The organism is Kitasatospora sp. NPDC056273 (assembly GCF_042268845.1).
Taxonomy (GTDB): Bacteria; Actinomycetota; Actinomycetes; order Streptomycetales; family Streptomycetaceae; genus Kitasatospora.
The window spans coordinates 35,928-62,338 of sequence record NZ_JBHJSJ010000016.1; the positions used below are offsets into that span (position 1 = coordinate 35,928).

The window sequence follows — 26,411 nt, forward strand, 5'->3', positions numbered from 1 at the left end:
GGCGCCCGCGGGGGCGGGGGGGGCGCGCGGCGGCGGGGGGCGCGGGGCCCGCGGGGGGGGGGGGCGCCCGGCGCGCGCGCGCCCCCCACCCCTCCTCCGTACCGGGCTACTTGATCTGCTTCATGCAGAGCACGTAGTCCAGGGCCGGGAAGCTCGGGTGCTTGCTGGTGTACCAGCTGTCCGACTTCGGCTGCTTCTCGCAGGACTTCTCGTCGGAGGTGGCGAGGTACTTGTAGACGACCTTGTACTGCGCCTTGGCGTCGGTGCAGGGCACCACGGTGATCTTCGGGTGGGTGTCGTTGGTCTGGTTGGTGCCGTTCGCGTTGTAGAGGCAGTCGCCGACCCCGGCCGCGTCCACCTTGCTGTCCGAGTCGGTCGGGGTGCTGACCGGCGGGAGGGTGAGCGTCGGCGCCGGCAGCGTGTAGGTCGGCGAGGGGATGACCGGCGGCGGCGTGGGCGAGAGGGTCAGCCGGGTCGGGGTCGGCGTCGGGTCGGCGGCCGGGTCGGTCTTCCCGGGGCCGAGCACGCCGGTGGCGGCCAGGGTCACCGCGGCCACCAGCGAGACCGGCACCAGCAGCATCGCGATGTGCGGCCGGCTGGTCAGCGGGACGCCCGGGTTCAGCTGCGGGCCGTGGCTGCCCGGGACGGGCGGCTGCAGCCGCTTGAACTTGTTGTGCGGGCCGAGGTTCAGCAGCAGCGTGATCGGGGTCAGCAGCCAGGACACCAGGCTCCACCAGCCCTGGACCAGCGTCCGGGCCGACATGTCGCGCACCGTCGCCGTTCCGCAGGTGCGGCAGAACGGGCCGGTCATCCGCAGCATCCGGTAGGCGATGATCAGGCCCTGGTGGCCGCGGACGGTGGCGTTGACCGCGGGGTAGCCGCCGCAGAACCGGCAGGTGGTCCCGTCCATCGGGGGCGGCGGCGGGTACCCGTAGCCGTAACCGCCGGGCGGGGGCTGGACGCCGTACGGCTGCTCGGGCGGCGGCGGCGCGCTCGGGTAGCCGTACCCGGGCGGCGGCGGGGGCGGCGGCGGGGCGCCGTAGGAACCGCCGGAGGCGTACGGGTTGCCGTCGCCCGGTGGCGGGCCGTACGGCATCTGGGGCGGAGGCGGAACGGACAAGGGGTCCCCCGGGAAAGGAAGGGCGGAAGAGTTCAGGACTTCTTCACCGGCGGGACGCCGGTGGTGGCGGGCGCCAGCGGGCCGAGGCAGAGCACGTACCGCTTCTTGTTCCAGCGGCGGCCGCTCTTGCCCGAGACGGCGGTCGTGGTCTGCGGCGTCTGCTGGCAGCGGGTCACGTCCGTGGTGCCCTCGAACTTCGACAGCACTCGGTAATTCGCCTTGGTGTCAGTGCACTTGACGATCTCGACGTCTCGGGAGCCGCTGGCGTGCACACAGTCGCCGGCCTTGGCGCTGCTGACGCTCGGCCCGGCCACGAAGTAGCCCACCGCCAGCGCCAGGCAGCCGCCGACCACCCCGACGATCCGAAGCTTGGAGCGGATGCCGCGCTTGGCGGCCGGCGCGGGCTGCACCGGCGGCGCGGGCTGCACCGGCGGCGCGGGCTGCGGGTAGCCGTACGGCCCGGGGGGCGGCTGCTGCCCGTACGGCTGCTGCCCGTACGGCGGTTGGCCGTTCGGCTGCTGCCCGTAGGCGGGCGGCGGGCCGAAGCCGGGCGGGGGCGGCGGCGTGGGCTGTCCGTAGGCCGGCGGCGGCCCGTACGGCGCGGCCGGCGGGGGGACGGGTGCCCCGTACGGCGGTGCTGCGGGCGGGCCCACCGGGGCCGACGAGGGCGGCCCGTACGGATTGGGCGGTGTGCTCATCAGTTCGTCCCCCGAGACAGAGTTCTGTCGCTACGACAGGTTCGAGTACCTTAGCGAGTCGGTCGGACGCCGTCGGCCCCGAGCCCCGCGGGTTTTCAGGAGGCCTGGTCAGCGGGGGAGGGGACTCCGGCGGGCGGAGCGCAGGTAGAGGACCGCCGTCAGCGCGTATACCCCGGCGACCCCGAGCACCACCGCGACCGAGCGGCCGGACAGCGGCAGCACCAGCGCGGTGACCAGGGCGGCGGCCACGAAGGCGACGTTGAACAGCACGTCGTAGATGGCGAAGACCCGGCCGCGGTACTCGTCCTCGACCGACTCCTGGACCGCCGTGTCGGCGCAGATCTTGGTGCCCTGGGTGACCACCCCGAGCAGCAGGGCGGCGAGCAGGCAGGGCACCAGGGTGAAGCTCAGGCCCAGCGCCGGGACGAAGACCACCGGGGCGACCAGGCAGGCCGTCATCCACCCGGCCAGGCCCAGCCGGCGGGTGCACCAGGGGCTGACCAGCGCGGCGACGAAGAACCCGGCGGCGGACAGGCCGACCGCCTGGCCGAGGGTGACCAGCCCGGCCGCGCTGTCGGTCGGGTCGTTGAAGGTGTACCGGGCGAGCATCACCACCACCACGATCAGCACGCCGTAGCAGAACCGGGCCGCGGTGACGGCGGCCAGCGCGTGCACGGCGGGCCGGCAGTCCCGGACCAGGTGGCGCACCGCGGCGCCGAGTTCGACGGCGGCCCGGACCAGCGCCTGGCCGAGCCCAGGACGGTCCCGGTGCTGCTCCGGGCCGAGCAGGTCGCGGTCCATCCGCCGGGCGGCCAGCGCGGCCGACAGGTAGAGCAGCGCGGCCACCGTGACCAGGGCGGCGTCGGCCTTCGGCCCGGGGGCCATCAGCTGGTGCAGCGCGAAGCCGATGCCCCCGCCGGAGGCGGCGGCGACCGTCCCGAGGGTGGGGGAGAGGGCGTTGGCGGTGACCAGCTGGTCCTGCTCCACCACCCGGGGCAGGGCGGCGGACAGGCCGGCCAGGATGAACCGGTTGAGCGCGGTGACCAGCAGGGCCGAGGCGAAGAACAGCCAGGTCGGGGCCTGTGCCAGCAGCAGCGCGCCGGTGCCCAGGCCCAGTCCGAAGCGGGCCAGGTTGCCGAAGTAGAGCACCTGGCGGCGGCGCCAGCGGTCCAGCAGCACACCGGCGAACGGGCCGATCACCGAGAACGGCAGCAGCATCACGGCCAGCACCGAGGCGATGTCGGCGGGGGAGGACTGCTTCTCGGGGGAGAAGACCACGTACGCGGCGAGCGAGACCTGGAAGACGCCGTCCGAGAGCTGGGAGAGCACCCGGGCGGTCAGCAGCCGCCGGAAGTCGCGGCCCTTCATCAGGTCGAGGAGCGTGGCGCGGTGCGCGGACTGGTGGGTGCTGCCGTTCTCGGTGATCGCCACCCGCCCAGAGTGCCATGGAACCGGCCGCTGTTTCACGTGAAACATTGGCCGCGAGAACGTGAAGGGCCCGCGATCCGGAGACCACGGGCCCTTCCTGCGAGCTGGCGGCGCTCAGCGCTCAGAGCTCAGAGCTCAAGGCTCAGCGCTCAGCGCTCAACAGTCGCGAACCTCGCTGCGCTCAGCGCTCGACCTCGCCGCGGATGAACTTCTCGACGTTCTCGCGGGCCTCGTCGTCGAAGTACTGCACCGGCGGGGACTTCATGAAGTACGAGGAGGCCGACAGGATCGGGCCGCCGATGCCGCGGTCCTTGGCGATCTTCGCGGCGCGCACGGCGTCGATGATGACACCGGCGGAGTTCGGGGAGTCCCAGACCTCGAGCTTGTACTCCAGGTTCAGCGGGACGTCGCCGAACGCGCGACCCTCGAGGCGGACGTACGCCCACTTGCGGTCGTCCAGCCAGGCCACGTAGTCCGAGGGACCGATGTGGACGTTCTTGGCGCCCAGCTCGCGGTCGCGGATCTGCGAGGTGACGGCCTGGGTCTTGGAGATCTTCTTGGACTCCAGGCGCTCGCGCTCGAGCATGTTCTTGAAGTCCATGTTGCCGCCGACGTTCAGCTGCATGGTGCGCTCGAGGATGACACCGCGGTCCTCGAACAGCTTGGCCATCACGCGGTGCGTGATGGTCGCGCCGACCTGGGACTTGATGTCGTCACCGACGATCGGCACGCCGGCCTCGGTGAACTTGTCCGCCCACTCCTTGGTGCCCGCGATGAACACCGGCAGGGCGTTCACGAAGGCGACCTTGGCGTCGATGGCGCACTGGGCGTAGAACTTGGCCGCGTCCTCGGAACCGACGGGCAGGTAGCAGACGAGGACGTCGACCTGCTGGTCCTTGAGGACCTGGACGACGTCGACCGGCGCCTCGTCCGACTCCTCGATGGTCTCCAGGTAGTACTTGCCCAGGCCGTCGAGGGTGTGGCCGCGCTGGACGGTCACGCCGGTCGGCGGCACGTCGCAGATCTTGATGGTGTTGTTCTCGCTGTTGCCGATGGCGTCGGCCAGGTCGAAGCCGACCTTCTTGGCGTCGACGTCGAAGGCGGCGACGAACTCCACGTCGCGGACGTGGTACTCACCGAACTGGACGTGCATCAGCCCGGGGACCTTGCCGGCCGGGTCGGCGTCCTTGTAGTACTCGACACCCTGCACCAGCGACGCGGCGCAGTTGCCCACGCCCACGATGGCTACGCGAACCGAACCCATTCCGGTTGCTCCCTGTGATCTCATGAGGCCCGCCGGGGTAGGCGGAACTCGTCCTGCTTCTTCGATGACTGCGTGCACGGGCGCGAGGCGCCCATTCCTGCCGCGCGGCACAGGGCTGGCGCGGTGTCAGCGCTCCTGGGCGGAGCGCCCCGGGCGGTCGTACGGTGGCCCGGACGGGTCCGGAGACCCGGTCTCCTGGCCACGGCCGTCCGAAGTCTTGCGGGGTCCGGCGGCGCTGCCGCCGGCGTCGGGGCCGGTCTTTCCGGTGCGGTTGGACCGCTCGGTCTCGATCAGCTCGTTGAGCCAGCGGACCTCGCGCTCCACCGACTCCAGTCCGTGCCGCTGGAGTTCGACGGTGTAGTCGTCGAACCGCTCGCGGGCGCGGGCCAGCGAGTTGCGCATCCGCTCCAGCCGCTCCTCCAGCCGGCTGCGGCGCCCCTCCAGGACGCGCATCCGCACGGCCCGGTCGGTCTGGCCGAAGAAGGCGAAGTGCACGCCGAAGTGCTCGTCCTCCCAGGCGTCCGGGCCGGAGTCGGCGAGCAGCTCCTCGAAGCGCTGCTTCCCCTCGGCGGAGAGCCGGTAGACGATCTTGGACCGCTTGCCGTTGAGCGCGGTGGCCGGGACGTACTCGACGTCGGGGTTGTCCTCGACCAGGAAGCCCTGGGCGACCAGGCTCTTCAGGCAGGGGTAGAGCGTCCCGTAGGAGAGCGCCCGGAACGTCCCGAGCAGGATGTTCAGCCGCTTGCGCAGCTCGTAGCCGTGCATCGGGGCGTCGTGGAGCAGCCCGAGGACGGCGAACTCCAGCACTCCTGAGCGCCTGCCCAATGTCGCCGCCCTCCTCCCGCTCGGTGTCCGATCGGCCGCTGCATCCGGCGGTATACCGCTTCGATGTATCGGCTCGATATATCGAGAACAGTAAACCCGACCCCCGGAACGGGCAAGAGGGGCGCGCGTGAATGTGATCACAAGCCGACGCGCGGCTGGTGTTGGCAACGGGCTTGTAATGATCTGTTGCCGTTTTGCGGGCATTGGCAACTGATGTCCGATTAGTTGTAAATCCGTGCTGCGTACGCTGTCGCGTGTGCACGAGGACCACCTCCGGGATCAGGGCGGTTGGCGGGCATCGGACGTGAACCCTGCCTTCAGGCTGGAAACGCCTGGCGAGGAGTGGCTGGAAGATGAGCGAGCGACGGCGAAGGACGCCCAACCCGGGCGGTGAGGGGCAGCAGCCCCCGGGAGGCGGTGGCCGTCAGGGCGAGGGGCCGGGACCCGACGAGCTGCGCTCGGACGGCGCCGGTCGGCGACGCCCCTCGGGGGTCAGGGAGACCGCACAGCAGCCCCGGATGACCCGTGCGGAGATGCGCAAGGCCGCCCAGAAGAAGGGCGCCAAGGGGGGTGGCCGGCGTGGTGACGCCGCGGCCGCCTCCGCTGCCGCGGCCGCCGGCCCCGGCAAGAAGCGCTTCATCGACTACCCGCGGTTCGGCAAGACCGGCGTCCGGCGCTGGCTGCCGTCCTGGAAGCAGTGGCTGAGCGCCTTCGTACTGGTCTTCGGCTGCTTCGTGGGCCTGGTGTTCTACCTGTACCAGACCACCGAGGTCCCCAAGCTGAACGATCTGGTGAAGGACCAGAACACGATCTACTACTGGGCCGACAACACGGAGATGACCCGCAAGGGCCAGACCAACCGTCAGATCGTCGAGCTCAAGGACATCAGTCCGCACCTCCAGGACGCCGTCATCGCCGCGGAGAACAAGAGCTTCAAGACCGACAGCGGCATCGACCCCAAGGGCATGCTCCGCGCGGTCTGGAACATGGCGAAGGGCGGTGAGACCCAGGGCGCCTCGACGATCACCCAGCAGTACGTGAAGAACGCCTACCTGAGCCAGGAGCAGACCCTCAGCCGCAAGGTGAGGGAGTTCTTCATCACGCTGAAGATCAACCAGGAGAAGGAGAAGCCGGAGATCCTCACCGGCTACCTGAACACCAGCTGGTTCGGCCGCGGTGCGAACGGTGCCCAGGCGGCCGCCCAGGCGTACTACGGGGTGGACGCCAAGGACCTCAACGTCTGTCAGAGCGCCATGCTGGCCGGTCTGCTCAAGGGTGCGGCGTACTACGACCCCACCAACCCGGCCAACAAGGACCGGGCCCAGGGCCGGTGGAACTGGATCCTGGACCAGATGGTGGACACCAAGGCCATCACCCCGGAGGAGCGCGCCAAGTGCACCGCGTTCCCGGACCCGATCGCGCAGAAGCCCAACTCCAACATGAACGGTGAGATCAGCTACCTGGTCGACACCGCCAACAAGTACGTGATGGCCACCGACAAGACGATCACCCAGCAGATGATCGACCGGGGCGGCCTGAAGATCTACACCACCTTCGAGAAGGACAAGGTCGACGCGCTGAAGAGCGCCGTCGACGCCGTCAAGGCGGAGAACCTCAACCCGCAGAAGCGGCCGGACAACGACACCAACATCCAGTTCGGCTCCGCCAGCATCCGCCCCGGCGACGGCGCGATCGTCGCCCTCTACGGCGGCGACGGCGTGGAGAACGGCCACTTCGACAACAACGCCGACGCCACCGGCGTCCAGGTCGGCTCGACCTTCAAGCCCTTCGTGCTGGCCACCGCGATGCAGACCGGCGTGCAGACCGCGAAGGACGACAAGGGCAAGCCGAAGCGGATCAACGCCGACAGCCGCTACCTGGCCGACGACATGTCCGAGATCCGCAAGGCGGACGGCTCGCTGGTGATCGGCGACGACGGCAAGCCGTACCGGCAGAAGAACGAGGACGCCGGCAAGCGCGGCTACGTCTCGCTGCGGATGGCCATGCAGTACTCGTACAACGTGCCCTTCGTCCAGCTGAACCAGGACGTCGGCGGCCAGAACGTGGCCGACATCGCGGTGCAGATGGGCATCAAGAAGGAGAGCCTCGCCGACCCGAAGACGGCGACCTTCCCGCTCGGCACCTCCACCATCAGCCCGATCCGGATGGCCACCGCCTACGGCACCCTGGCGGCCAGCGGCAAGGAGGCCGAGCCGTACTCGGTCACCAAGGTCGAGGTGAGCGGCGTGGAGCGGCCGGGCTTCGGCAAGAAGGAGCCCAAGGTCGCGCTGGAGCCGGCCGTCGCCGACAACGTCACCGACACGCTGGTGAACGTGGCGGTGAACGGTACCGGTAAGAAGACGAAGGATCTGGGCCGCCCGGTGGCCGGCAAGACCGGTACCACCGACCAGAACAAGTCGGCCTGGTGGGTCGGCTACACCCCGCAGCTGGCGACCAGCGTCGCGATGTGGCGCGAGGACCCGACCAAGCACGAGCGGCAGTCGCTCAACGGCACCGGCGGCAAGGAGTCCATCCACGGTGGTGACATCCCGACCGATGTCTTCACCCGGTACATGAAGGCCGCACTGGCCAACGAGAAGAAGATGGACTTCCCGACCCCGCAGCCGGTCGGCACCGAGGTCGACTCCTCCGGCGCGCCGTCCACGGCCAGCGCGACGACGACCCCGACCACGACCGACAGCCCGACGGCCCCGCCGGCCGCCCAGACGCAGGCGCCGCAGCCGCCCGTGCAGCCGCAGCCCACCCAGACCTGCGTGCCCGGCGTGGACTGCCCCGGCGACCAGCCGACCCCCTCGCACACCAGGCCGAACCCGGGCAACACCTGTCTGCCGGTGATCGGCTGCCCGACGCAGCCGCCGGGACCGACGGACACCACGCCGCCGGGCGGCGGCAACGGTGGCGGTGGCGGACGCCCGACCGGCGGCGGCAAGCCGACGCCGAGCAGCACGGGCGGTCTCCAGGGCGGCGGGGCGGCCGGGCAGTAGCCCCGGCCGGGCGGAACCCGGAACCCGGAACCACGGCGGTGGCGGTCCTCCTCGGAGGGCCGCCACCGCCGTTTCCGTCGCGACCGCCGCGCCCGCCGGCGGCGCAGAGGTACAGACCGTTGCGGGGTCCTCCTCGTCCCGGCGGGACGGGTGCGGCAGGATGTCCGGCATGACGTCGAGCGATCGTGACGAAACCGCCGGGCCGGACGGGTCCGGCGCCGCCGCAGGGCCCCTCCCGGCAGCCGTCGCCACGGCCGCGCCGCCGGCCAACACCGTGGTCGTGCCAGCCGACGAGGACCCGGTGGCGGCGGCCGGCAGCGAGGTGTTCGGCGGGCCCCCGGGCCGCCGGGCGCTGCTCGGCGTCTCCTGGTGGGTCCCGGCGCGCTTCCTGGCGCTCGCGGTGATCGTGGTGTCGGTGCTCGGGATGGTGCAGAAGCTGCCCTGTTACGAGCAGGCCTGGTTCCAGCCGGGCTCGCCGCAGTACATCCACGCCTGCTACAGCGACATCCCGCACCTGTTCTCCGGACGCGGCTTCGCGGCCGGGCTGCACCCGTACGTGGACCGCGTCCCGGGCTCCTCAGGGGACCTCCAGTACCTGGAGTACCCGGTGCTGACCGGCCTGTTCATGCAGGTCGCGGCCTGGCTGACGCCGGGCGGCGGGGACCAGCAGAGCCAGGAGCAGTGGTTCTGGGCGATCAACGCCGGGATGCTGATGGCCTGCGCGGTGGTCGCCGCGGTGGCGCTCTCCCGCACCCACCGGCGCCGTCCGTGGGACGCGCTGCTGTTCGCGCTCGCCCCCGTCCTGCTGCTCAACGGCACCGTCAACTGGGACCTGCTCGCGGTCGCCCTGGCCGCCGTGGCGATGGCCTGGTGGAGCGGTGCCCGCCCGGGCTGGGCCGGTGTCTTCATCGGCCTGGCCACCGCGGCCAAGCTCTACCCGCTGCTGCTGATCGGCCCGCTGCTGGTGCTCTGCTGGCGGGCCGGCCGGTGGCGCGAGTTCCGGGTGATGCTGGGCGGCGCGGTCGGCTCCTGGCTGGTGGTCAACCTGCCGATCATGCTGGCCAACTGGCGGGGCTGGTCGACCTTCTACGTGTTCAGCAAGCACCGCGGCGAGGACTACGGCTCGTTCTGGCTGATCCTGATGCAGCGCCGGGGCGCCGGGCTGGCCGACCTCGACGTCTACATCGGCGTGCTGATGGTGCTGGGCTGCCTGGCCATAGCGTGGCTCGGCTTCTCGGCCCCGCGCCGGCCGCGCTTCGCCCAGCTGGCCTTCCTGGTGGTCGCGCTGTTCGTGCTGGTCAACAAGGTGTACTCGCCGCAGTACGCGCTCTGGCTGCTGCCGCTCGCGGTGCTGGCCCGGCCGCGCTGGCGGGACTTCCTGGTCTGGCAGGCCTGCGAGGTGCTCTACACCCTGGGCATCTGGTCCCACCTGGGCCTGGTCACCGGCTCCAAGCAGCACGGGATCGGCGAGGGCTGGTACCACTTCGCGATCGGGCTGCACCTGCTGGGCACGCTGTACCTGGTCGCCCTGGTGGTCCGCGACGTCCTCCACCCGGACCGCGACCCGGTCCGCTGGGACGGCAGCGACGACCCCTCCGGCGGGGTGCTGGACCACGCCCCGGACGTGTCCGTGCTGGGCACCGCCCGCCGGCTGCGCGAGGAGGAGAGCTACGCCGGGTACGCGCCGGCCGGCCCCGAGCAGTGGCTCAACGAGCCCGAGCTGCCGGAGCCGGCCGAAAAGGCCTAGCCGGTCGGAAAGGCCTGGCGGGTCGGAAAGGCCTGGCGGGTCAGCGGTCCACCACGCGGTCGAAGTGCGTGGTGGTGTGCCGGACCTGGAGACCGAGCTCCTCGCCGATCGCCGGGGGCTTGGTCTCCCCGTCCAGGAAGAGCAGCGAGACCTGCATGTGCGGCGGCTCGGCGAACCACAGCTGCTTGCCGGCCCAGTGGAACGGCGACTTGGTCTTGTTGACGGTCGCCAGGCCGGCCCGGGCGATGCCCTTGGCCCGCGCCCCCATGCTCTGGAGGTACTTGGGCGCCTCCAGGCCGATGCCGTGCGCGGTGCCGCCGGCGACCACCAGGATGTGGCCGTCGGAGGGCGCCGGGTGCTGGCGGTAGCCGTAGCGGTCGCCCTTCTGCAGCGGGGTGACGTCCAGGACGGTGGCCCGGACCTCCAGTGCGGCGTGGTCGCCGAGCCAGAGCCGGGTGCCGATCCGGGCGCGGAAGACCGTCTCCGGGTAGCGCTGGGCCAGCTGGTCCATGCCGGCCGCGCCGAGGTGGCTGACGAACACGGTGTGCACCGGGATGCCGGCCGCCCGGGCGGTGTCCACCCAGTACGCGACCTCCTCGATCGGGCTGGAGCCGTCCGGCCGGTCCATCGGCAGGTGCAGCGCCAGGCCCTCGAAGGCGACGCCCTCCAGCTCGTTGGCGACGGTGCGCAGGTCGGCCGCGCTCACGCCGTGCCGGCGCATGGTGGTCATGCATTCCAGCACCACCCGGGCACCGTGCAGCGAGCGCAGCGCCTCCACGCTGGCCACCGTCCGGATCACCCGGGCGTGCGGCAGTGGGAGCACCTCCTCGCCGACCCGGTACGGGGTGAGCACCAGCAGCTCGCCGCCGTACCACTCGGCGGCGTCGGCCGCCTCGTACGCGGTACCGACGGCGAGCACCCCGGTGCCCAGCAGCGTCGCCTCCTCGGCCAGCCGGTGGTTGCCCAGGCCGTAGCCGTTCCCCTTGGCGACGGGCACCAGGCCGGGGAACTCGGCGAGGACGGAGCGCTGGTGGGTGCGCCAGCGTTCGGTCTCGAGGTAGAGCGACAGCGTCATCGGGTCAGCCTCCTCAGCGGCGGGACATGTAGAGGTCGAGGGCCTTGTGCAGCAGCTTGTTGAGCGGGAAGTCCCACTCGCCGAGGTACTCGGCCGCCTGGCCGCCGGTGCCGACCTTGAACTGGATCAGGCCGAACAGGTGGTCGTTCTCGTCCAGGGTGTCACTGATGCCGCGCAGGTCGTACACCCCGCCGCCGAGGGCGTAGGAGTCGCGCATCATCCGCCACTGGATGGCGTTGGACGGCTTGACCTCGCGCTTGTGGTTGGCCGAGGCGCCGTAGGAGTACCAGACGTGCTCGCCGACCACCAGCATCGTGGTGGCGGCCAGCGGCTCGCCCTCGTGGTAGGCGATGTAGAGCCGCATGCGGTTCGGGTCCTCGGCCACCAGGGCCTTCCACATCCGCTGGAAGTAGGCCAGCGGGCGCGGGGTGAACTTGTCGCGCTCGGCGGTGACCAGGTAGAGCTGGTGGAAGATCGGCAGGTCGTCGTAGCCGCCCTGGTAGACCTCGACGCCGCTCTTCTCGGCCTTCTTGATGTTGCGGCGCCAGAGCTGGTTGAAGTTCTTGTGGATGTCGTCCAGCGAGCGGTTGGCCAGCGGCACCTGGAAGACGTAGCGGGGCTGGACGTCGCCGAAGCCGGCGCCGCCGTCCTCGCCCTGCAGCCAGCCGGCCTTGCGCAGCCGGTCGGCCACCTCGAAGGCGCGGGCCTCGTACCAGTCGGCCTCGACGTCGCGCAGGCGCTTGGCCTGCTTGCCGGCGATGGCCTCCTTGATGGTGGGGGCGTTCCAGCGGCGGATGACGATCGGCGGGCCCATCTTCACCGAGAACGCGCCCTGCGACTTGAGGTGCGCCAGCATCGGGGAGAGCCAGCGGTCGAGGTCGCGGTCGAACCAGTCGATGACCGGTCCCTCGGGCAGGTAGGCGAGGTAGCGCTTGAGCTTGGGCAGCTGGCGGTAGAGGACCAGGCCGGCGCCGACGAGCTGGTCGGTCTCGTCGAACCAGCCGATCGACTCGGAGCGCCACTCGGCCTTCACGTCGCCCCACGACGGCACCTGCATGTGGCTGGCCGAGGCGCGGCTCCTGATGAAGGCGAGGTGCTCCTCGCGGGTGATCGTCCTCAGGCGCAGGCTCATGTGCTCGGTGCTCCTCGTCGTCGGGCTGCGGTGGCCCAGGTTCTCGGGCTGACCTTATCGTCCGGGGTCCGGGCGCCCGTCGCTGCGGGCACGGCGGCGCCCCCGTCGGGTACCTGTCTCCTCTGCAGATACGCGACGGGGGCGGCGAGGGTTCCGGGCGGGGCCTGTGGGCTCGGTCCCAGCGGTGCGGTCCGGGGGCGTGCGAGGGGGCGCGGGGGCCCGGTTCAGCCCCAGAGACCGCCGCGGGCGATGCCGAGGTAGAAGCCGATCGCGGCGGCGCCGAGTGTGATCATCAGGACGAAGCGCTCGGCGGTGGTGACCGAGACGAACATGCCCCACAGGCCCGTGACGATGCCGAACAGGCCGGTCCACGAGGTCAGCAGGTGCAGGTTGTGGAAGAACGAGGTGGTGAAGGCGATCACGCCCAGCACGGCGGTGACGCCCACCAGGGCGTTCTCGCGGGGGTGCGGGTGGCCGTCGGTGTTCAGGGTGAGGGCGGGCATGCGGTGGACGGACTGTGCCATGGGTCCCACCTCCTGGCGTGGAGACGAACGGGCAGGAATCCCGTTCCGTCCAGATTGCGGCGCTTGGGCCGCTCTCACAACCCCTATGCGTTTTGTTCGGCCGTCCGGGTGCAGGTAGGCTGTGCCGTCTGCACTGGTGTAGTTGTGCCCCCTTTGCACCCTCTACCGGGTGGGATCCGCCTCCGGGCGGAGCGGGGGCCGATTGTCCGACCCGGCCGCTACGGTGGGCCGGAGTCGTCACTGCTCCGGTGCCGACGCTACGCACAACCCTCCTGCCACGGAGAGACCGTGGCCGCTGAGTCCAAAGGAGGTGGGTTACTCATGCGTCACTACGAGCTGATGGTCATCCTCGACCCCTCGGTCGAGGAGCGCGCTGTCTCCCCCCTGATCGAGAACTTCCTCACCGTCGTCCGCAACGCGGGTGGCAAGGTGGAGAAGGTCGACACCTGGGGTCGCCGCCGTCTGGCTTACGAGATCAACAAGCAGTCCGAGGGCATCTACTCGGTCATCGACCTCAAGGCCACGCCTGAGGTCGTCAAGGAGCTCGACCGCCAGCTGGGCCTGAGCGAGTCGGTTCTGCGGACCAAGGTCCTGCGCCCGGACACCCACTGAGCCACCTCTGAGGCCTTCGGGTCTCGGGTAGCTCGCGTCCGCTGTTTCACGTGAAACAGCGGTGAACGGACATCTTCCCGAGAGGTCATCACCACCATGGCAGGCGAGACCGTCATCACCCTCGTCGGCAATCTCGTCGACGACCCCGAGCTGCGCTTCACCCCGTCGGGTGCGGCGGTCGCGAAGTTCCGCATCGCGTCCACCCCCCGCACCTTCGACCGTCAGACGAACGAGTGGAAGGACGGCGAGAGCCTCTTCCTCACGTGCAACGTCTGGCGGCAGCCGGCGGAGAACGTGGCCGAGTCGCTGCAGCGCGGCATGCGCGTCATCGTGCAGGGCCGACTGCGCCAGCGGTCTTACGAGACCAAGGAAGGCGAGAAGCGGACGGTCTTCGAGGTCGAGGTCGACGAGGTCGGTCCGAGCCTGCGCTCGGCGACCGCCAAGGTCACCCGGGCCAACCGGTCCGGCGCCCCCGGTGGCGGCTTCGGCGGCCAGCAGGGTGGCGGCCAGGGCGGCGGCGGCAGCTGGGGTGGGAACTCCGGCGGCGGCGGCCAGCAGGGCGGCGGCAGCTGGGGTGGAAACTCCGGCGGCGGCCAGTCCGGCCCCTCCGACGACCCCTGGGCCTCCAGCGCCCCGTCCGGTGGAAACCAGGGCGGCGGCTGGGGTGCCCCGGCCGGCGGCGGTGGCGGCTACTCGGAAGAGCCCCCGTTCTAAGAGCTGACAGATTTCGTGCGGCCCGGCCGTCGGCGTCCCCGGACGCCCGCCGGGCCGTGAACCCCAAATGGAGCACACAATGGCGAAGCCGCCTGCTCGCAAGCCGAAGAAGAAGGTTTGCGTCTTCTGCAAGGACAAGGTCAACTACGTTGACTACAAGGACACGAACCTGCTGCGGAAGTACATCTCCGACCGCGGCAAGATCCGTGCCCGTCGGGTGACCGGCAACTGCACCCAGCACCAGCGTGACGTCGCCACGGCCGTGAAGAACAGCCGTGAGATGGCGCTGCTGCCCTACACCAGCACCGCGCGCTAAGAGAGGGTGACCAAGTAATGAAGATCATCCTCACTCACGAGGTGCCGGGTCTCGGCTCCGCCGGCGAGGTCGTCGAGGTCAAGGACGGCTACGCCCGCAACTACCTGGTCCCGCGTGGCTTCGCCATCCGCTGGACCAAGGGTGGTCAGAAGGACGTCGACGCCATCCGTCGCGCCCGGAAGATCCACGAGATCCAGACCCTCGAGGCCGCCACCGCGGTCAAGGGTCAGCTCGAGGGCGTCCAGGTCAAGCTGGCCGTCCGCTCGGGCGACGCCGGCCGTCTGTTCGGCTCGGTGACCCAGGCCGACGTCGTCGAGGCCATCAAGGCCGCCGGCGGCCCGGCCGTGGACAAGCGCGCCGTCGCGATCGCCTCGCCGATCAAGACCGTGGGCTCCCACAAGGTCTCGGTCAAGCTGCACTCGGACGTCGTGGCCAACCTCGACGTCGCCGTCGTGGCTGCCTGAGCTCCGTAGAGCACAAGGCCTGAGGGCCGGACTCCTCCGGGAGTCCGGCCCTCGGTCTTTTCCGGCCCGGTTCTCTTCGGGTCTCAGCCGCGCACCGCTCCGGTGACCAGCCACTTGCCGCCGCGGGCGCGCCAGGCCAGGAAGCCGGCCCGCAGCAGCATGAACAGGTTCATCGCCCACCAGAGCCCGGCCAGTCCGGTGCCGGTGGCCGGCACCGCCAGGGCCACCGGGACGAACACCGCCAGGGTGGCGAGCCCGGCCCAGGCCAGGTAGCGGCCGTCCCCGGCGCCCATCAGCACGCCGTCCAGCACGAAGACCGGGCCGGCCACCGGCTGGGTGAGCGCGAGCAGCAGCAGGGCGGTGTCCAGCTGGGCCCGGACGGCCGGATCGGGTGTGAAGAGCGGGACGTACAGCGGGCGGGCGACCACCACCAGCAGGCCGAGCACCAGCCCGGAGACGACGCCCCACTCGACCATCCGCCGGGTGGCGGCCCTGGCGCCGGGGACGTCCGAGGCGCCCAGGTAACGGCCGATGATGGCCTGGCCGGCGATCGCGATCGCGTCCAGCGCGAAGGCCAGGAAGTTGAACAGCGCCATGGTGATCTGGTGGGCGGCGACCTGGTCGTCGCCGAGCCTGGCGGCGACCGCGGTGGCGGTCATCAGCACCGCGCGCAGGCTGATCGTCCGGACCAGCAGCGGGCCGCCGGCCCTGGCACTGGCCCGGATGCCCGCGGTGTCCGGCCGCAGCGAGGCCCCTTCCCGGCGGGCGCCGCGGACCACCACGACCAGGTAGGCGGCGGCCATCCCGGTCTGGGCGAGCACGGTGCCCCAGGCCGAGCCGGCCACCCCGAGCCCGGCGCCGTACACCAGGCCGGCGTTCAGGCCGATGTTGGCGGCGAAGCCCGCGACGGCCACCACCAGCGGCGTGCGGGTGTCCTGGAGGCCGCGCAGCACCCCGGTGGCGGCCAGCACCATGAGCATCGCCGGGATGCCCAGCGAGCTGATCCGCAGGTACGTCACCGCGTGCGGCGCGGCGGTCGCCGAGGCGCCCAGCGTGTCGGCCGCCCAGGGCGCCAGCACCAGGGTGAGGAGGACCACCGGGACGGCCAGGCCCAGGGCGAGCCAGATGCCGTCGATGCCCTGCTGCACGGCGCCCCGGCGGTCCCCGGCGCCGATCCGGCGGGCGACCGCCGCGGTGGTGGCGTAGGCGAGGAAGACGAACACGCCGGTCGCGGTGGAGAGCGCGGCGGAGGCGACGCCCACCCCGGCCAGCTGGGGGGTGCCGAGGTGGCCGACGATCGCCGAGTCGGCCATCAGGAAGAGCGGTTCGGCGACGAGCGCGCCGAAGGCCGGGACGGCCAGGGCGAGGATCTCCCGGTCGTGCCGGCGTCGTGAGGGCTTCGGGGCCGGGGTCGGGGGCGAGGCGGTCATGGGCTCCAGGCTACTCATCCACAGGTAATAGATGTAAGGGCCTAGTGACTATTACTCGAAATCTTGAGCGGCGCGGTTCGTCCGCTCTGCGCCCACAGCCGTTCGGAGGTGTGTGAAGAATTTCTCATGCACAGGACCGGGAAGAGGTAATCCCAGGTCAACAGGTTGACGGTGGATCGATTGTTCGGTTATCCACAGGGACGTCCACAGGGGTGTCCACAGCTTTGCGGCAGTTCTCCACAGGACGGGGCCGGTCATCCACACCCCCTGTGGATAACCGCCTTGGCGCAACGGCGTCCGGCGCCTTAGCGTGGGCCCTCCGCCCGACACTCCCGCCGCCCCGGCGTCCGTTTTGTCGGGACCGTGGCGTACAAAGAGGAGCGGCTCCGCTCCACCCAGCCACCGGCAAGCCCGCTCCACCTTCGCACCACTCGCTGATCGGGGAACACGCGTGACCGGCCCCCAGTACGACGACCACGACGCCCCGCCGCCGGAGGAGGACTGGCAGCCCGCCGAGGACCCCTTCCCGGCCGGCGCCTTCGACGACGCCCCCTTCCCGGACGGCCCGGGGGACCGGCTGCCGGTCTCGCGCGGCCGTGGCCAGGGCGGTCAGGGCGGTGGCCGTGACGGCCAGAAGGGCGGCTTCCAGAAGGGCGGCAAGGGCGACCGGAAGGACGGCGGCTGGCAGCGCCGGGACGAGGGCGGCGGCGACGGGGGCGGGGGCGTGGACGGCTTCGAGCGCGTCCCGCCGCAGGACCTGGACGCCGAGAAGTCCGTCCTCGGCGGCATGCTGCTCTCCAAGGACGCCATCGCCGACGTGGTCGAGGTGCTCAAGCCGGTCGACTACTACCGGCCCGCGCACGAGATGGTCCACGGCGCGATCCTCGACCTCTACGCCCGCGGCGAGCCGGCCGACCCGATCACCGTGGCCGGCGAGCTGACCAAGCGCGGCGAGCTCCAGCGCGTCGGCGGCGCCTCCTACCTGCACACCCTGGTCAACTCCGTCCCGACCGCGGCCAACGCCGAGTACTACGCCCAGATCGTGCACGAGCGCGCGGTGCTGCGCCGGCTGGTCGAGGCGGGCACCCGGATCGCCGGCATGGGCTACGCGGCCGAGGGCGACGTGGACGAGATCGTCAACGCCGCCCAGGCGGAGATCTACGCCGTCACCGAGCAGCGCACCAACGAGGACTACGCCCCGCTCTCCGACATCATGGAGGGCGCCCTCGACGAGATCGAGGCGATCGGCTCCCGCAACGGCGAGATGTCCGGCGTCCCCACCGGCTTCGCCGACTTCGACCAGCTCACCAACGGCCTCCACCCCGGCCAGATGATCGTCATCGCGGCCCGTCCCGCGATGGGCAAGTCCACCCTGGCGCTGGACTTCGCCCGGGCCTGCTCGATCCACCACAAGCTGCCGAGCGTGATCTTCTCGCTCGAAATGGGCCGCAACGAGATCGCCATGCGCCTGCTCTCCGCCGAGGCCCGGGTGGCGCTGCACCACATGCGCTCCGGGAACATGACGGACGACGACTGGACGCGGGTGGCCCGCCGGATGCCCGACGTCAGCGAGGCGCCGCTGTTCATCGACGACTCGCCGAACCTGTCGATGATGGAGATCCGCGCCAAGTGCCGCCGGCTGAAGCAGCGCAACGACATCAAGCTGGTCGTCATCGACTACCTCCAGCTGATGCAGTCCGGCGGCTCCCGGCGGGCCGAGAACCGTCAGCAGGAGGTCTCGGACATGTCCCGTAACCTCAAGCTGCTGGCCAAGGAGCTGGAAGTCCCGGTCATCGCGCTGTCCCAGCTGAACCGTGGTCCCGAGCAGCGCACCGACAAGCGGCCGATGGTCTCGGACCTCCGCGAGTCCGGCTCGATCGAGCAGGACGCCGACATGGTCATCCTGCTGCACCGCGAGGACGCCTACGAGAAGGAGTCCCCGCGTGCGGGCGAGGCCGACCTGATCGTCGCCAAGCACCGTAACGGTCCGACCGCGACGATCACGGTGGCCTTCCAGGGCCACTACTCGCGCTTCGTCGACATGACCCGGGACTGAGCCCGGGCCCCGTCCGGAGCGGTCAGACGGTGACGGTGGCGCGGAAGAGCGTGCCGCCGGTGCCGGAGAGGCGGGTCGGGGTGCCGGTGGCGGGGAGGAAGGCGGCCTGGCCGCGGGCCAGGTCCAGGACGGCGCCGTCGGCGGCGGTCAGCCGGGTGGCGCCCTCGGTGCAGAGCAGGATCTGCGGGGTGCGGCCGTCGATCTCGCGCCCGGTGCCGTCCAGGACGAAGCGGGAGAGCCGGAACTCGTCGATCGGGACGGGGTAGAGCTCCTCGCCCGGGGTGCCCTCGACCGGGGCCGGCTCCAGCGGCTCGGGGGCGCCGGCCTCGAAGACCACGACCTTCAGCAGCTCCGGCACGTCGATGTGCTTGGGGGTGAGGCCGGCCCGCAGCACGTTGTCGGAGTTGGCCTGGAGCTCGACGCAGACGCCGGACAGGTAGCCGTGCGGGACACCGGCGCCCAGGTAGAGCGCCTGGCCGGCCCGCAGCCGGACGTGGTTGAGCAGCATGCCGGCGACCACGCCGCGGTCGTCCGGGAAGTCCTCGGCGATCCGGGCGTACGGGGCGTACTCCCCGTCCGGGTCGGTCGCCGCCAGCACCTCGACGGTCCGCCGGACGGTCTCCGGGTCCAGCGCGAGGGCGGCGGTCAGGGCGCCGCGCAGCGCCTCGGAGGTGTCCTCGGCGGCCAGCCGCCCGATCACCGGGGCGAGCCCGGGCACCCCGAGCCCGGTCAGCAGCCGGGCCGCGTCGGTGGGCCGCCGGAAGCCGCACAGGCCGTCGAAGTCGCCCAGCGCGCAGACCATTTCGGGCTTGTGGTTGGCGTCCCGGTAGTTGCGCTCGGGGGCGTCCAGGGGGATCCCGAGGGCGTTCTCGGCGGCGAAGCCGGCCCGGGCCTGGTCGAGCGTGGGGTGGGCCTGGATGGACAGCGGGATGCCCGCGGCCAGCACCTTGAAGAGGAACGGCAGGGTCGGGCCGAACCTGGCCACGCTCGCGGCGCCCAGCTCGCCCTCGGGGTCGGCCGCGATCAGCTCGTCCAGCCGGCGCGGGCCCTCGCCGCGGTCGGCGCGGGACGGGGCGCCGGGGTGGGCGCCCATCCACAGCTCGGCCTGCGGTTCACCGGTCGGCCGCTGCCCGAGCAGCTCGGGCAGGGCGGTGAGCGACCCCCAGGCGTACGGGCGGACGGTGTTGACGAGCCTGTCCATGCGCGCGGTCCTACTCCTTCGCAGTCTGGGCGGCCCCGGATGTCCCGAGTCCGGATCGCCGGGGCGGGCCCGGCGGTGCGGGCGGTCCGGGCACGGGCAAGGGAAACGACCCTAGCCGAACGGTGTCACCCACGGGGAAACGGTGGCCACCGGGTGGGAGTGCCACGGCCGGACCTGCGGTTCCCGGCGCGGTAGTAGGATGCCAGGACGCAGTAGCCTCCGCCCTGCGCGCAGTTCGCCACCGAGGTCCTCCCGGCGGGCTGCCGGCGGAGCCGCGTTCCAGAGTGCGGGCGCCGGTGTTCCGAGACCCCCCGTCATCGGCCGAGAGGTTTGTACGTGACCGTGAACCAGCAGAGTTTTGCTGATCTCGGCAAGGTCCTGGTGATCATCCCGACCTACAACGAGGCGGAGAACGTCGAGCGGATCGTCGGCCGGGTCCGTGCCGCCGTCCCCGAGGCGCACGTCCTGGTCGCCGACGACAACAGCCCCGACGGCACCGGCGAGCTGGCCGACAAGCTGGCCGTCGAGGACGAGCACGTCCACGTCATGCACCGCAAGGGCAAGGAGGGCCTCGGGGCCGCCTACCTCGCGGGCTTCCGCTGGGGCATCGACAACGGCTACGACGTCCTGGTCGAGATGGACGCGGACGGCTCGCACCAGCCCGAGGAGCTGGACCGGCTGCTGGGCGCGCTGCGCGGCGCCGACCTGGTGCTGGGCTCGCGCTGGGTGCCGGGCGGCCGGGTGGTGAACTGGCCGAAGTCCCGGCTGCTGCTCTCGCGCGGCGGCTCGACCTACTCGCGGCTGATGCTGGGCGTGCCGATCCGGGACGTCACCGGCGGCTACCGGGCGTTCCGCAAGGAGACCCTGCTGGGCCTGGGCATGGACGAGGTCGCCTCGGCCGGGTACTGCTTCCAGGTCGACCTGGCCTGGCGCACGGTGAAGGCCGGGTTCAAGGTCGCCGAGGTGCCGATCACCTTCGTCGAGCGCGAGCTGGGGGCGTCCAAGATGAGCCGCGGCATCGTGGTCGAGGCGCTGTGGCGGGTGACCACCTGGGGTGTCACCGACCGGCTGGCCAAGCTGCGCGGGGCCACCGCGAAGCGCTGACCGACCGAACCGTTCCTGGCCGAAGGGCCCGTCCACCGAACCGGTGGACGGGCCCTTCCGCATGTCCGGGGGAGGTGCGCCGGGCGCCCGGGGGGCTCAGCAGCCGCTCCTGAGCACGCCCTCCGGCAGGTAGCGGTCGGCCCAGACGGCCAGTTCGGTGAGCGCGGGCTTGAGCGCGAAGCCGGCCTCGGTGAGCCGGTAGCTGACCCGCAGCGGCGGGCCGGCGTCGACCTCGCGGACGACCAGCCCGGCCTCGGCCAGCTCGGTCAGCCGGTCGGAGAGCATCCGCTCGCTGATGCCCGGGACGGCGCGGCGCAGCTCGGAGAAGTACGCGGGGCCGCCGTTGGTGAGGACGCCCAGCAGCATGCCGGTCCAGCGCTTGCCGAGCAGGGTGAACACCCGGGTGAGGGCCAGGTCGACGTTGCGGCACGGGCCGGGGCCCTCGGCGCCGCACGCGTCGGTGGCGATCGGGACTCCGTCGGTCACTGCCTCGTGCTCGGCCATGGGTCCAGCCTACTCGAACCCCTACTAGTGACTGTAGAAAAGTAAGCTGCTACCGTAATTGCAGTCGCAGCGAAATCAGCAGCTACTTATTATCTGGAGGCACTGCCATGCCCACGCTCCTGCACCTCGACTCCTCCGCGATCGCCGACGGCTCCGTCTCCCGCGAGGTCACCGCCGCCTTCCGCGCCGCCTGGCAGGCCGAGCACCCCGAGGGCACGGTGATCTACCGGGACCTCGCCGCCGACCCCCTCCCGCACCTCGACGTGCACGGCATCAGCGCCGGATTCGCCCCCGCCGAGGCCCACAGCGCCGAGCAGGCCGCCGCCTTCGCGCTGCGCGAGCAGGTGATGGCCGAGCTGGAGCAGGCCGACGCCGTGCTGATCGGCAGCCCGATGTACAACTTCACGATCCCGTCGACCCTCAAGACCTGGCTGGACCACGTGATCCTGGTCGGCCGCACCGCCGGCGAGACGCCCTCCGCCAAGGGCACCCCGGTCACCGTGGTCGCCTCCCGCGGCGGCTCGTACGCGCCCGGCGCCCCGCGCGAGCCGTTCGAGTTCGTCACCACCTACCTGGAGAAGGTGCTGACCGGCATGCTCGGGCTGGAGGTCGACTTCATCGTCCCGGAGTTCACCCTGGCGGCCGCCGTCCCGGCGATGGCCGACTTCGTCCCGAAGGCCGTCGAGTCCAAGGCCCAGGCCCTGGAGCAGGCCGCCCGCCGGGCCAAGGAAGCGGCCGCCCGAGCCGCGGTGTGACGTGCACCGGAGGCGCGCCCCACCGGGCGCGCCTTCCGCGCAATCGGCCGTCGGTGCTCCCATGCTGTAGGGCGCAGGGAATCCGACCGCCGACCAGAGGGAGCAGCCCGTGACGACGTCCCCGTCCGAGGAGAGCGCCGGCGCGGAGCGTGCCCAGGCCCGCCCGGCCGCGGGCGCGGTGCCGCCCGAGCCCGGGCAGCCGGCCCGGCCGCTGGAGGTCGCCGTCTTCACCGGCCCCGAGTCGGCCTTCTTCGCCACCTCGACACTGATCCTCGGCGAGCGGACCGCGATCCTGGTGGACGCCCAGCTGACCCGCAGCGCCGGGCGCGAGCTGGCCGAGTGGGTCGCCGGCAAGGGCAGACGCCTGCTCGCCGTCGTCGTCACCCACCAGCACCCGGACCACTACTTCGGCGCCGAGGAGGTGCTGCGGCTCTTCCCCGACGCGCAGCTGCTGGCCGCCCCGGCCGTGGTCGAGGGCATCCGGCGCACCGTCGCCGCCAAGGTCGCGCAGTGGAAGCCGGTGTACGGCGACGACATCCCGGACCACCCGCTGATCCCCGCCCCGCTGCTGCCGCAGCCGCTGATGCTGGACCGCCAGGTGATCCCCGTGCTGCTGCTCGGCCAGGCCGACTGCGGGGACTCCACGGTCGTCCACGTGCCGAGCATCCGCACCGTGATCGCCGGGGACTTCGTCCACAACGGCACCCACGTCTGGACCGCCGACACCACCCCGGCCCAGCGCACCACCTGGGGGCACAACCTCGGCCGGATCGCCGACCTCGGCGCGGACCGGGTGATCGCCGGCCACCGGGCCCCGGACCAGGGCGACGACGCCGCCCGGGTGCTGGCCTTCACCGGCGAGTACCTCCAGGACTTCGACCGGCTGCTGGCCGAGCACCCGGACGACCCGGAGGCGCTGGTCACGGCGATGAACGAGCGGTACGGGGAGCTGACCCTGCCGTCCTTCCTGCAGCTGGGCGCGGCGGCCAACACCGCCCGCGCGGCCGGGGCCGAGGCAGCGGGGGAGGACCGGGAGTCCGAGGAGGACGGCGGGCCCGAGCAGGCGTAGGGCGGATACTGGCCGCATGACGCCGTACGACGTGATCGTCCCGGCGGGCGGGGCCGCCCGGCGCCTCGGCGGGGCCGACAAGCCCGGGCTGACGGTCGGCGGGACCACCCTGCTCGACCGGGTGCTCGCCGCCTGCGCGGGCGCCCGCACCACCGTCGTGGTCGGCCCGGTCCGGCCGACCGCGCGCGGCGGCGTCCACTGGACCAGGGAGCGGCCGCCCGGCGGCGGGCCGGTCGCCGCCGTCGCGGCCGGGCTCGACCTGGTCACCGCGGACACCGTGCTGCTGCTCGCCGCCGACCTGCCCTTCCTGGACCGGCGGACGGTGGACCGGCTGGTCGCCGCCCTCGACCGGGCCGGGGCGCACGGGGACGCCGCCGTGCTGGTCGACGCGGGCGGCCGCGACCAGCCGCTCGCCGCCGCCTACCGCACCGCCCCGCTGCGCGCCGCGCTGGCCGCCCTCGGCGATCCCGCCGACCAGCCGCTGCGCCGCCTGGTCGGCGGACTGCCCCGGCTGCGGGTGGCCGACACCGACAACGTCGCCTACGACTGCGACACCTGGGAGGACCTGGAGCAGGCCCGCGAGCGCGACCGGACCTGAAGCGCACCGTCCCGGCCACCGACGTGTGAGCGAAACGACGCGCCCCGCACACGGGGCGAACACTTCGGGAAACCACCGATCAGGCAGCATGGGCGCATGGAGCGCACGCTGGATGACTGGATCGCCGAGGTCAAGGCCGACCTGGGCATCGACCTGGACGTCGACGTCCACGGTCTGCTCGACACGGCCCGGGTGGTCGCGCACGGGGTGGCCCGGCCGGCCGCGCCGCTGACCGCCTTCCTGATCGGGTACGCGGCCGCCCAGCGGGGCGGCGGGGCGGAGGCCGTCGCCGAGGCGGCCCGGCGGACCGAGGCCCTCGCCGAGGGCTGGGGCCCCGCCGACCGGCCGGGCGAGTCGTGAGCGCGGTCGGACAGCCGACCGTGGCCGCACCGTCCACCGGTCCCGGCGTGCTGAGCTGGCCCGGCGCCCGGGAGACCGCGCGCCGGGCCGGGCTGCGCCCGCTGCCCGGGGTCCCCGTCCCGCTGGCCGAGGCGCTCGGCCGCACCCTCGCCGAGCCGCTCGGCGCGCTGACCGACCTGCCCGCCTTCGACACCTCCGCGATGGACGGCTGGGCGGTCGCCGGTCCCGGCCCGTGGCGGGTCGCCGGCCGGGTGCTGGCCGGACGGGCCGAGCCGGCGCCGCTGGCCGACGGCACCGCCGTGGAGATCGCCACCGGCGCCCAACTGCCGCCCGGCGCCATCGCCGTACTGCGCCGTGAGCACGGGTGGACGGACGCCGCGCTGCTGCACGACCGCGGCCCGCGGCCGCTGACCACCGGCCAGGACGTCCGCCCGCGCGGCCAGGAGTGCCGCCTGGGCGAGGAGTTGCTGCCGTCCGGCACCCCGGTCGGGCCGGCCGTGCTCGGCCTGGCCGCCGCCTGCGGCCACGACCGGCTGCCGGTCCGCCGCCGTCCGGAGGTCCGACTGCTCGTCCTGGGGGACGAGTTGCTCACCTCCGGGGTGCCCGGGTCGGGCCTGGTCCGGGACGCGCTCGGGCCGCTGCTGCCGCCCTGGCTGCGGGCCGCCGGCGCCGGGACGCCCGAGGTCGGGTACGTCCGGGACGACTTCGGGCTGCTCCGGGACGCGCTGCGGCACTCCACCGCCGATCTGGTGGTCACCACCGGCGGAACGGCCGCCGGACCGGTCGACTTCCTGCACCGGGCGCTCGCCGAGGCCGGCGCCCGACTGCTGGTGGACGGCGTCGCCGTCCGGCCGGGGCACCCCATGCTGCTGGCCGAACTCCCCGGCGGCCGCCACCTGGTGGGCCTGCCGGGCAACCCGCTGGCCGCCGTCGCCGGGATGGTCACCCTCGTCCTGCCGCTGCTGCACGCCCGCAGCGGACGGACCGTCGGCCCGCCCGCCCTCGCCCCGGCCGCGGCCCCGCTGGCCGGGCACCGGACGGACACCCGGCTCCAGCCGGTCCGGCGGACCGCCGAGGGCGTCCTGCCGCTGGCCTTCGACGGCCCGGCGATGCTGCGCGGGCTGGCCAGGGCCGAGGCGCTCGCCGTGGTGCCGCCCGGCGGGGCGGCGGCGGGGGAGACGGTCGAACTGCTGGAGGTGCCGTGAACGAGGGAACCGTCAAGAGCCGCGCGTCCGGCGCGGGGGCCGCCGGGGTGGGCGCATGAGCCGGATCCGACGCAACCTCGCGCCCGGCACCGAGCCGTGGGCGGACGCCGGGATCGTGCTGCCCGCCCGACGGGCCGAGCCCGCCGTGCGGCAGGTCGGCTCCCGGCTGCTGCTGGCGCTCGCCGTCCTGGTCGCCACCACGTTCATCGTCTATCTCGACCGGGACGGCTACAACGACAACGCCGGCGGCGGGCTGAGCTTCCTGGACGCGGCGTACTACGCCACCGTGACGCTCTCCACCACCGGGTACGGCGACATCACCCCGTTCAGCGACGGCGCCCGGCTCACCAACATCTTCGTGATCACCCCGCTGCGCGTGGTGTTCCTGATCATCCTGGTCGGCACCACCCTGGAGGTGCTCACCGAACGGACCCGCCTGCAATGGCGGTTGAACCGCTGGAGGTCCACCGTGCGCGAGCACACCGTCGTCATCGGCTACGGGACGAAGGGCCGCAGCGCCGTCGACACCCTGATCGGGCAGGGGGTGAAGAAGGAGGAGATCGTCGTCGTCGACCCGCAGCGCAAGGTGGTCGACGCCGCCGCCCAGCACGGCCTGGTCGGGGTGGTCGGCGACGCCACCCGCACCGACACCCTGGTGCGCGCCGGGCTGCCCACCGCCGCGCGGGTGGTGGTCGCGCCGGAGCGGGACGACACCGCCGTGCTGATCACGCTGACGGCCCGCCAGTTGAACAAGGCCGCCACCGTGGTCGCCGCCGTACGGGAGGACGAGAACGCGCCGCTGCTGCGGCAGAGCGGCGCCGACGTCGTGGTGACCAGCTCCAGTTCGGCCGGGCGGCTGCTCGGGCTGTCGATGCTCAGCCCGCACGCCGGGGCGGTGATGGAGGACCTGCTGACGTACGGCAACGGGCTGGACGTGGTGGAGCGCCCGGTCACCCGGGCCGAGGCCGGGCACAGCCCGCGCGAGTGCGCGGACCTGGTGGTCGCGGTGGTCCGGGGCCGACGGGTGCTCAACTACACCGAGCCGGAGGCCGCCGTGCTCCAGCTCACCGACCGGGTGATCGTCATCAAGTCCAGCGCGGCCGCGCCGACGGGCTGAGCCGCGCCCACGGGCGGGTCGAGCGTCGCCCACGGGTCGAGCCGCGCCGACCGGTTGAGCCGCGCCGTGGAACCGCCCCCGCCCGCAG

At 72.4% G+C, this 26,411-nt stretch carries 23 protein-coding genes and 1 pseudogene; 13 read left to right on the forward strand and 11 right to left on the reverse strand.

The features are described from left to right. Nucleotides 1-106 precede the first annotated feature (106 nt). The 5 genes from ACFCY1_RS16860 to ACFCY1_RS16880 all read right to left on the reverse strand — a co-directional run bounded on the left by ACFCY1_RS16860 (nt 107) and on the right by ACFCY1_RS16880 (nt 5,335). On the reverse strand, nt 107-1,120 hold the full coding sequence (locus ACFCY1_RS16860) for a hypothetical protein (protein WP_159028681.1): 1,014 nt from the start codon (nt 1,118-1,120) through the stop codon (nt 107-109). A gap of 32 nt (nt 1,121-1,152) precedes the next feature. After that, entirely contained in the window at nt 1,153-1,818 is a 666-nt protein-coding gene (locus ACFCY1_RS16865; RefSeq protein ID WP_375875041.1) for a hypothetical protein, read from the reverse strand. A 108-nt stretch (nt 1,819-1,926) separates the two neighbouring features. Then, on the reverse strand, nt 1,927-3,249 hold the full coding sequence (locus ACFCY1_RS16870; protein WP_369808287.1) for an MFS transporter: 1,323 nt from the start codon (nt 3,247-3,249) through the stop codon (nt 1,927-1,929). A 178-nt stretch (nt 3,250-3,427) separates the two neighbouring features. Then, the gene (locus tag ACFCY1_RS16875; protein ID WP_049651119.1) at nt 3,428-4,510 is read right to left on the reverse strand and encodes an inositol-3-phosphate synthase; all 1,083 of its coding nucleotides are present in this window, start codon (nt 4,508-4,510) and stop codon (nt 3,428-3,430) included. 126 nt (nt 4,511-4,636) lie between these two features. Continuing rightward, complete coding sequence (locus tag ACFCY1_RS16880) at nt 4,637-5,335, reverse strand: PadR family transcriptional regulator (protein WP_049651118.1); 699 nt, start codon at nt 5,333-5,335, stop codon at nt 4,637-4,639. 518 nt (nt 5,336-5,853) lie between these two features. Between ACFCY1_RS16880 and ACFCY1_RS16885 the strand changes: the two genes are divergently transcribed. Both ACFCY1_RS16885 and ACFCY1_RS16890 read left to right on the forward strand, forming a co-directional pair. Next, nucleotides 5,854-8,340: a transglycosylase domain-containing protein gene (locus tag ACFCY1_RS16885; RefSeq protein ID WP_375875042.1), complete on the forward strand. Its 2,487-nt coding sequence runs from the start codon at nt 5,854-5,856 to the stop codon at nt 8,338-8,340. Between the two features lie 169 nt (nt 8,341-8,509). Beyond that, nucleotides 8,510-10,087 carry a glycosyltransferase family 87 protein gene (locus tag ACFCY1_RS16890; protein WP_049651115.1) on the forward strand — a complete coding sequence of 526 codons (1,578 nt, stop codon included), beginning with the start codon at nt 8,510-8,512 and terminating at the stop codon, nt 10,085-10,087. Nucleotides 10,088-10,127: 40 nt separating this feature from the next. Here the strand turns inward: ACFCY1_RS16890 and ACFCY1_RS16895 are convergent, their stop codons facing one another. From ACFCY1_RS16895 to ACFCY1_RS16905, 3 genes are all read right to left on the reverse strand, one after another. Beyond that, on the reverse strand, nt 10,128-11,162 hold the full coding sequence (locus ACFCY1_RS16895; protein ID WP_049651114.1) for an alanine racemase: 1,035 nt from the start codon (nt 11,160-11,162) through the stop codon (nt 10,128-10,130). A gap of 13 nt (nt 11,163-11,175) precedes the next feature. Further along, nucleotides 11,176-12,294, reverse strand: a complete 1,119-nt coding sequence (locus ACFCY1_RS16900) for a peptidoglycan bridge formation glycyltransferase FemA/FemB family protein (RefSeq protein ID WP_074001890.1) — start codon at nt 12,292-12,294, stop codon at nt 11,176-11,178. Between the two features lie 224 nt (nt 12,295-12,518). Continuing rightward, entirely contained in the window at nt 12,519-12,818 is a 300-nt protein-coding gene (locus tag ACFCY1_RS16905) for a hypothetical protein (protein ID WP_074001889.1), read from the reverse strand. Between the two features lie 321 nt (nt 12,819-13,139). Here ACFCY1_RS16905 and rpsF point away from each other — a divergent pair, with 321 nt between their 5' ends. The 4 genes from rpsF (at nt 13,140) to rplI (ending at nt 14,924) form a co-directional block, all read left to right on the forward strand. Next, nucleotides 13,140-13,430: a 30S ribosomal protein S6 gene (rpsF, locus tag ACFCY1_RS16910; protein WP_049651111.1), complete on the forward strand. Its 291-nt coding sequence runs from the start codon at nt 13,140-13,142 to the stop codon at nt 13,428-13,430. 96 nt (nt 13,431-13,526) lie between these two features. Further along, a complete protein-coding gene (locus tag ACFCY1_RS16915) occupies nt 13,527-14,144 on the forward strand; it encodes a single-stranded DNA-binding protein (protein WP_049651110.1) in 618 nt (205 codons plus the stop codon). 79 nt (nt 14,145-14,223) lie between these two features. Then, the gene (gene rpsR / locus ACFCY1_RS16920) at nt 14,224-14,460 is read left to right on the forward strand and encodes a 30S ribosomal protein S18 (RefSeq protein WP_030059640.1); all 237 of its coding nucleotides are present in this window, start codon (nt 14,224-14,226) and stop codon (nt 14,458-14,460) included. 17 nt (nt 14,461-14,477) lie between these two features. Then, a complete protein-coding gene (gene rplI / locus ACFCY1_RS16925; protein ID WP_049651109.1) occupies nt 14,478-14,924 on the forward strand; it encodes a 50S ribosomal protein L9 in 447 nt (148 codons plus the stop codon). 83 nt (nt 14,925-15,007) lie between these two features. On the opposite strand, the gene ACFCY1_RS16930 is transcribed toward rplI, so the two are convergent. Continuing rightward, nucleotides 15,008-16,354, reverse strand: a complete 1,347-nt coding sequence (locus ACFCY1_RS16930; RefSeq protein ID WP_375875043.1) for an MATE family efflux transporter — start codon at nt 16,352-16,354, stop codon at nt 15,008-15,010. 451 nt (nt 16,355-16,805) lie between these two features. On the opposite strand from ACFCY1_RS16930, the gene dnaB reads away from it, so the two are divergent. Further along, nucleotides 16,806-18,410, forward strand: coding sequence for a replicative DNA helicase (gene dnaB, locus ACFCY1_RS16935; protein ID WP_079271991.1), 1,605 nt, complete (start codon nt 16,806-16,808; stop codon nt 18,408-18,410). Nucleotides 18,411-18,432: 22 nt separating this feature from the next. Here the strand turns inward: dnaB and manA are convergent, their stop codons facing one another. Next, entirely contained in the window at nt 18,433-19,611 is a 1,179-nt protein-coding gene (gene manA, locus ACFCY1_RS16940) for a mannose-6-phosphate isomerase, class I (protein WP_375875044.1), read from the reverse strand. Between the two features lie 336 nt (nt 19,612-19,947). On the opposite strand from manA, the gene ACFCY1_RS16945 reads away from it, so the two are divergent. Continuing rightward, nucleotides 19,948-20,715, forward strand: a complete 768-nt coding sequence (locus ACFCY1_RS16945) for a polyprenol monophosphomannose synthase (RefSeq protein ID WP_074001887.1) — start codon at nt 19,948-19,950, stop codon at nt 20,713-20,715. A gap of 96 nt (nt 20,716-20,811) precedes the next feature. On the opposite strand, the gene ACFCY1_RS16950 is transcribed toward ACFCY1_RS16945, so the two are convergent. Further along, nucleotides 20,812-21,219, reverse strand: coding sequence for a helix-turn-helix domain-containing protein (locus tag ACFCY1_RS16950; RefSeq protein WP_117488718.1), 408 nt, complete (start codon nt 21,217-21,219; stop codon nt 20,812-20,814). Nucleotides 21,220-21,326: 107 nt separating this feature from the next. On the opposite strand from ACFCY1_RS16950, the gene ACFCY1_RS16955 reads away from it, so the two are divergent. The 5 genes and pseudogenes from ACFCY1_RS16955 to ACFCY1_RS16975 all read left to right on the forward strand — a co-directional run bounded on the left by ACFCY1_RS16955 (nt 21,327) and on the right by ACFCY1_RS16975 (nt 26,323). Further along, nucleotides 21,327-21,974, forward strand: coding sequence for an FMN-dependent NADH-azoreductase (locus ACFCY1_RS16955; protein WP_049651105.1), 648 nt, complete (start codon nt 21,327-21,329; stop codon nt 21,972-21,974). A 109-nt stretch (nt 21,975-22,083) separates the two neighbouring features. Next, nucleotides 22,084-23,043 carry an MBL fold metallo-hydrolase gene (locus ACFCY1_RS16960; protein ID WP_049651104.1) on the forward strand — a complete coding sequence of 320 codons (960 nt, stop codon included), beginning with the start codon at nt 22,084-22,086 and terminating at the stop codon, nt 23,041-23,043. A gap of 16 nt (nt 23,044-23,059) precedes the next feature. Beyond that, nucleotides 23,060-24,001 (forward strand): annotated as a pseudogene (locus ACFCY1_RS16965) (NTP transferase domain-containing protein). Then, a complete protein-coding gene (locus ACFCY1_RS16970) occupies nt 23,998-25,206 on the forward strand; it encodes a molybdopterin molybdotransferase MoeA (RefSeq protein ID WP_375875045.1) in 1,209 nt (402 codons plus the stop codon). The pseudogene ACFCY1_RS16965 and the gene ACFCY1_RS16970 overlap by 4 nt, the downstream one beginning before the upstream one ends. A gap of 55 nt (nt 25,207-25,261) precedes the next feature. Continuing rightward, on the forward strand, nt 25,262-26,323 hold the full coding sequence (locus tag ACFCY1_RS16975; RefSeq protein ID WP_117488713.1) for a TrkA family potassium uptake protein: 1,062 nt from the start codon (nt 25,262-25,264) through the stop codon (nt 26,321-26,323). Nucleotides 26,324-26,411 lie beyond the last annotated feature (88 nt).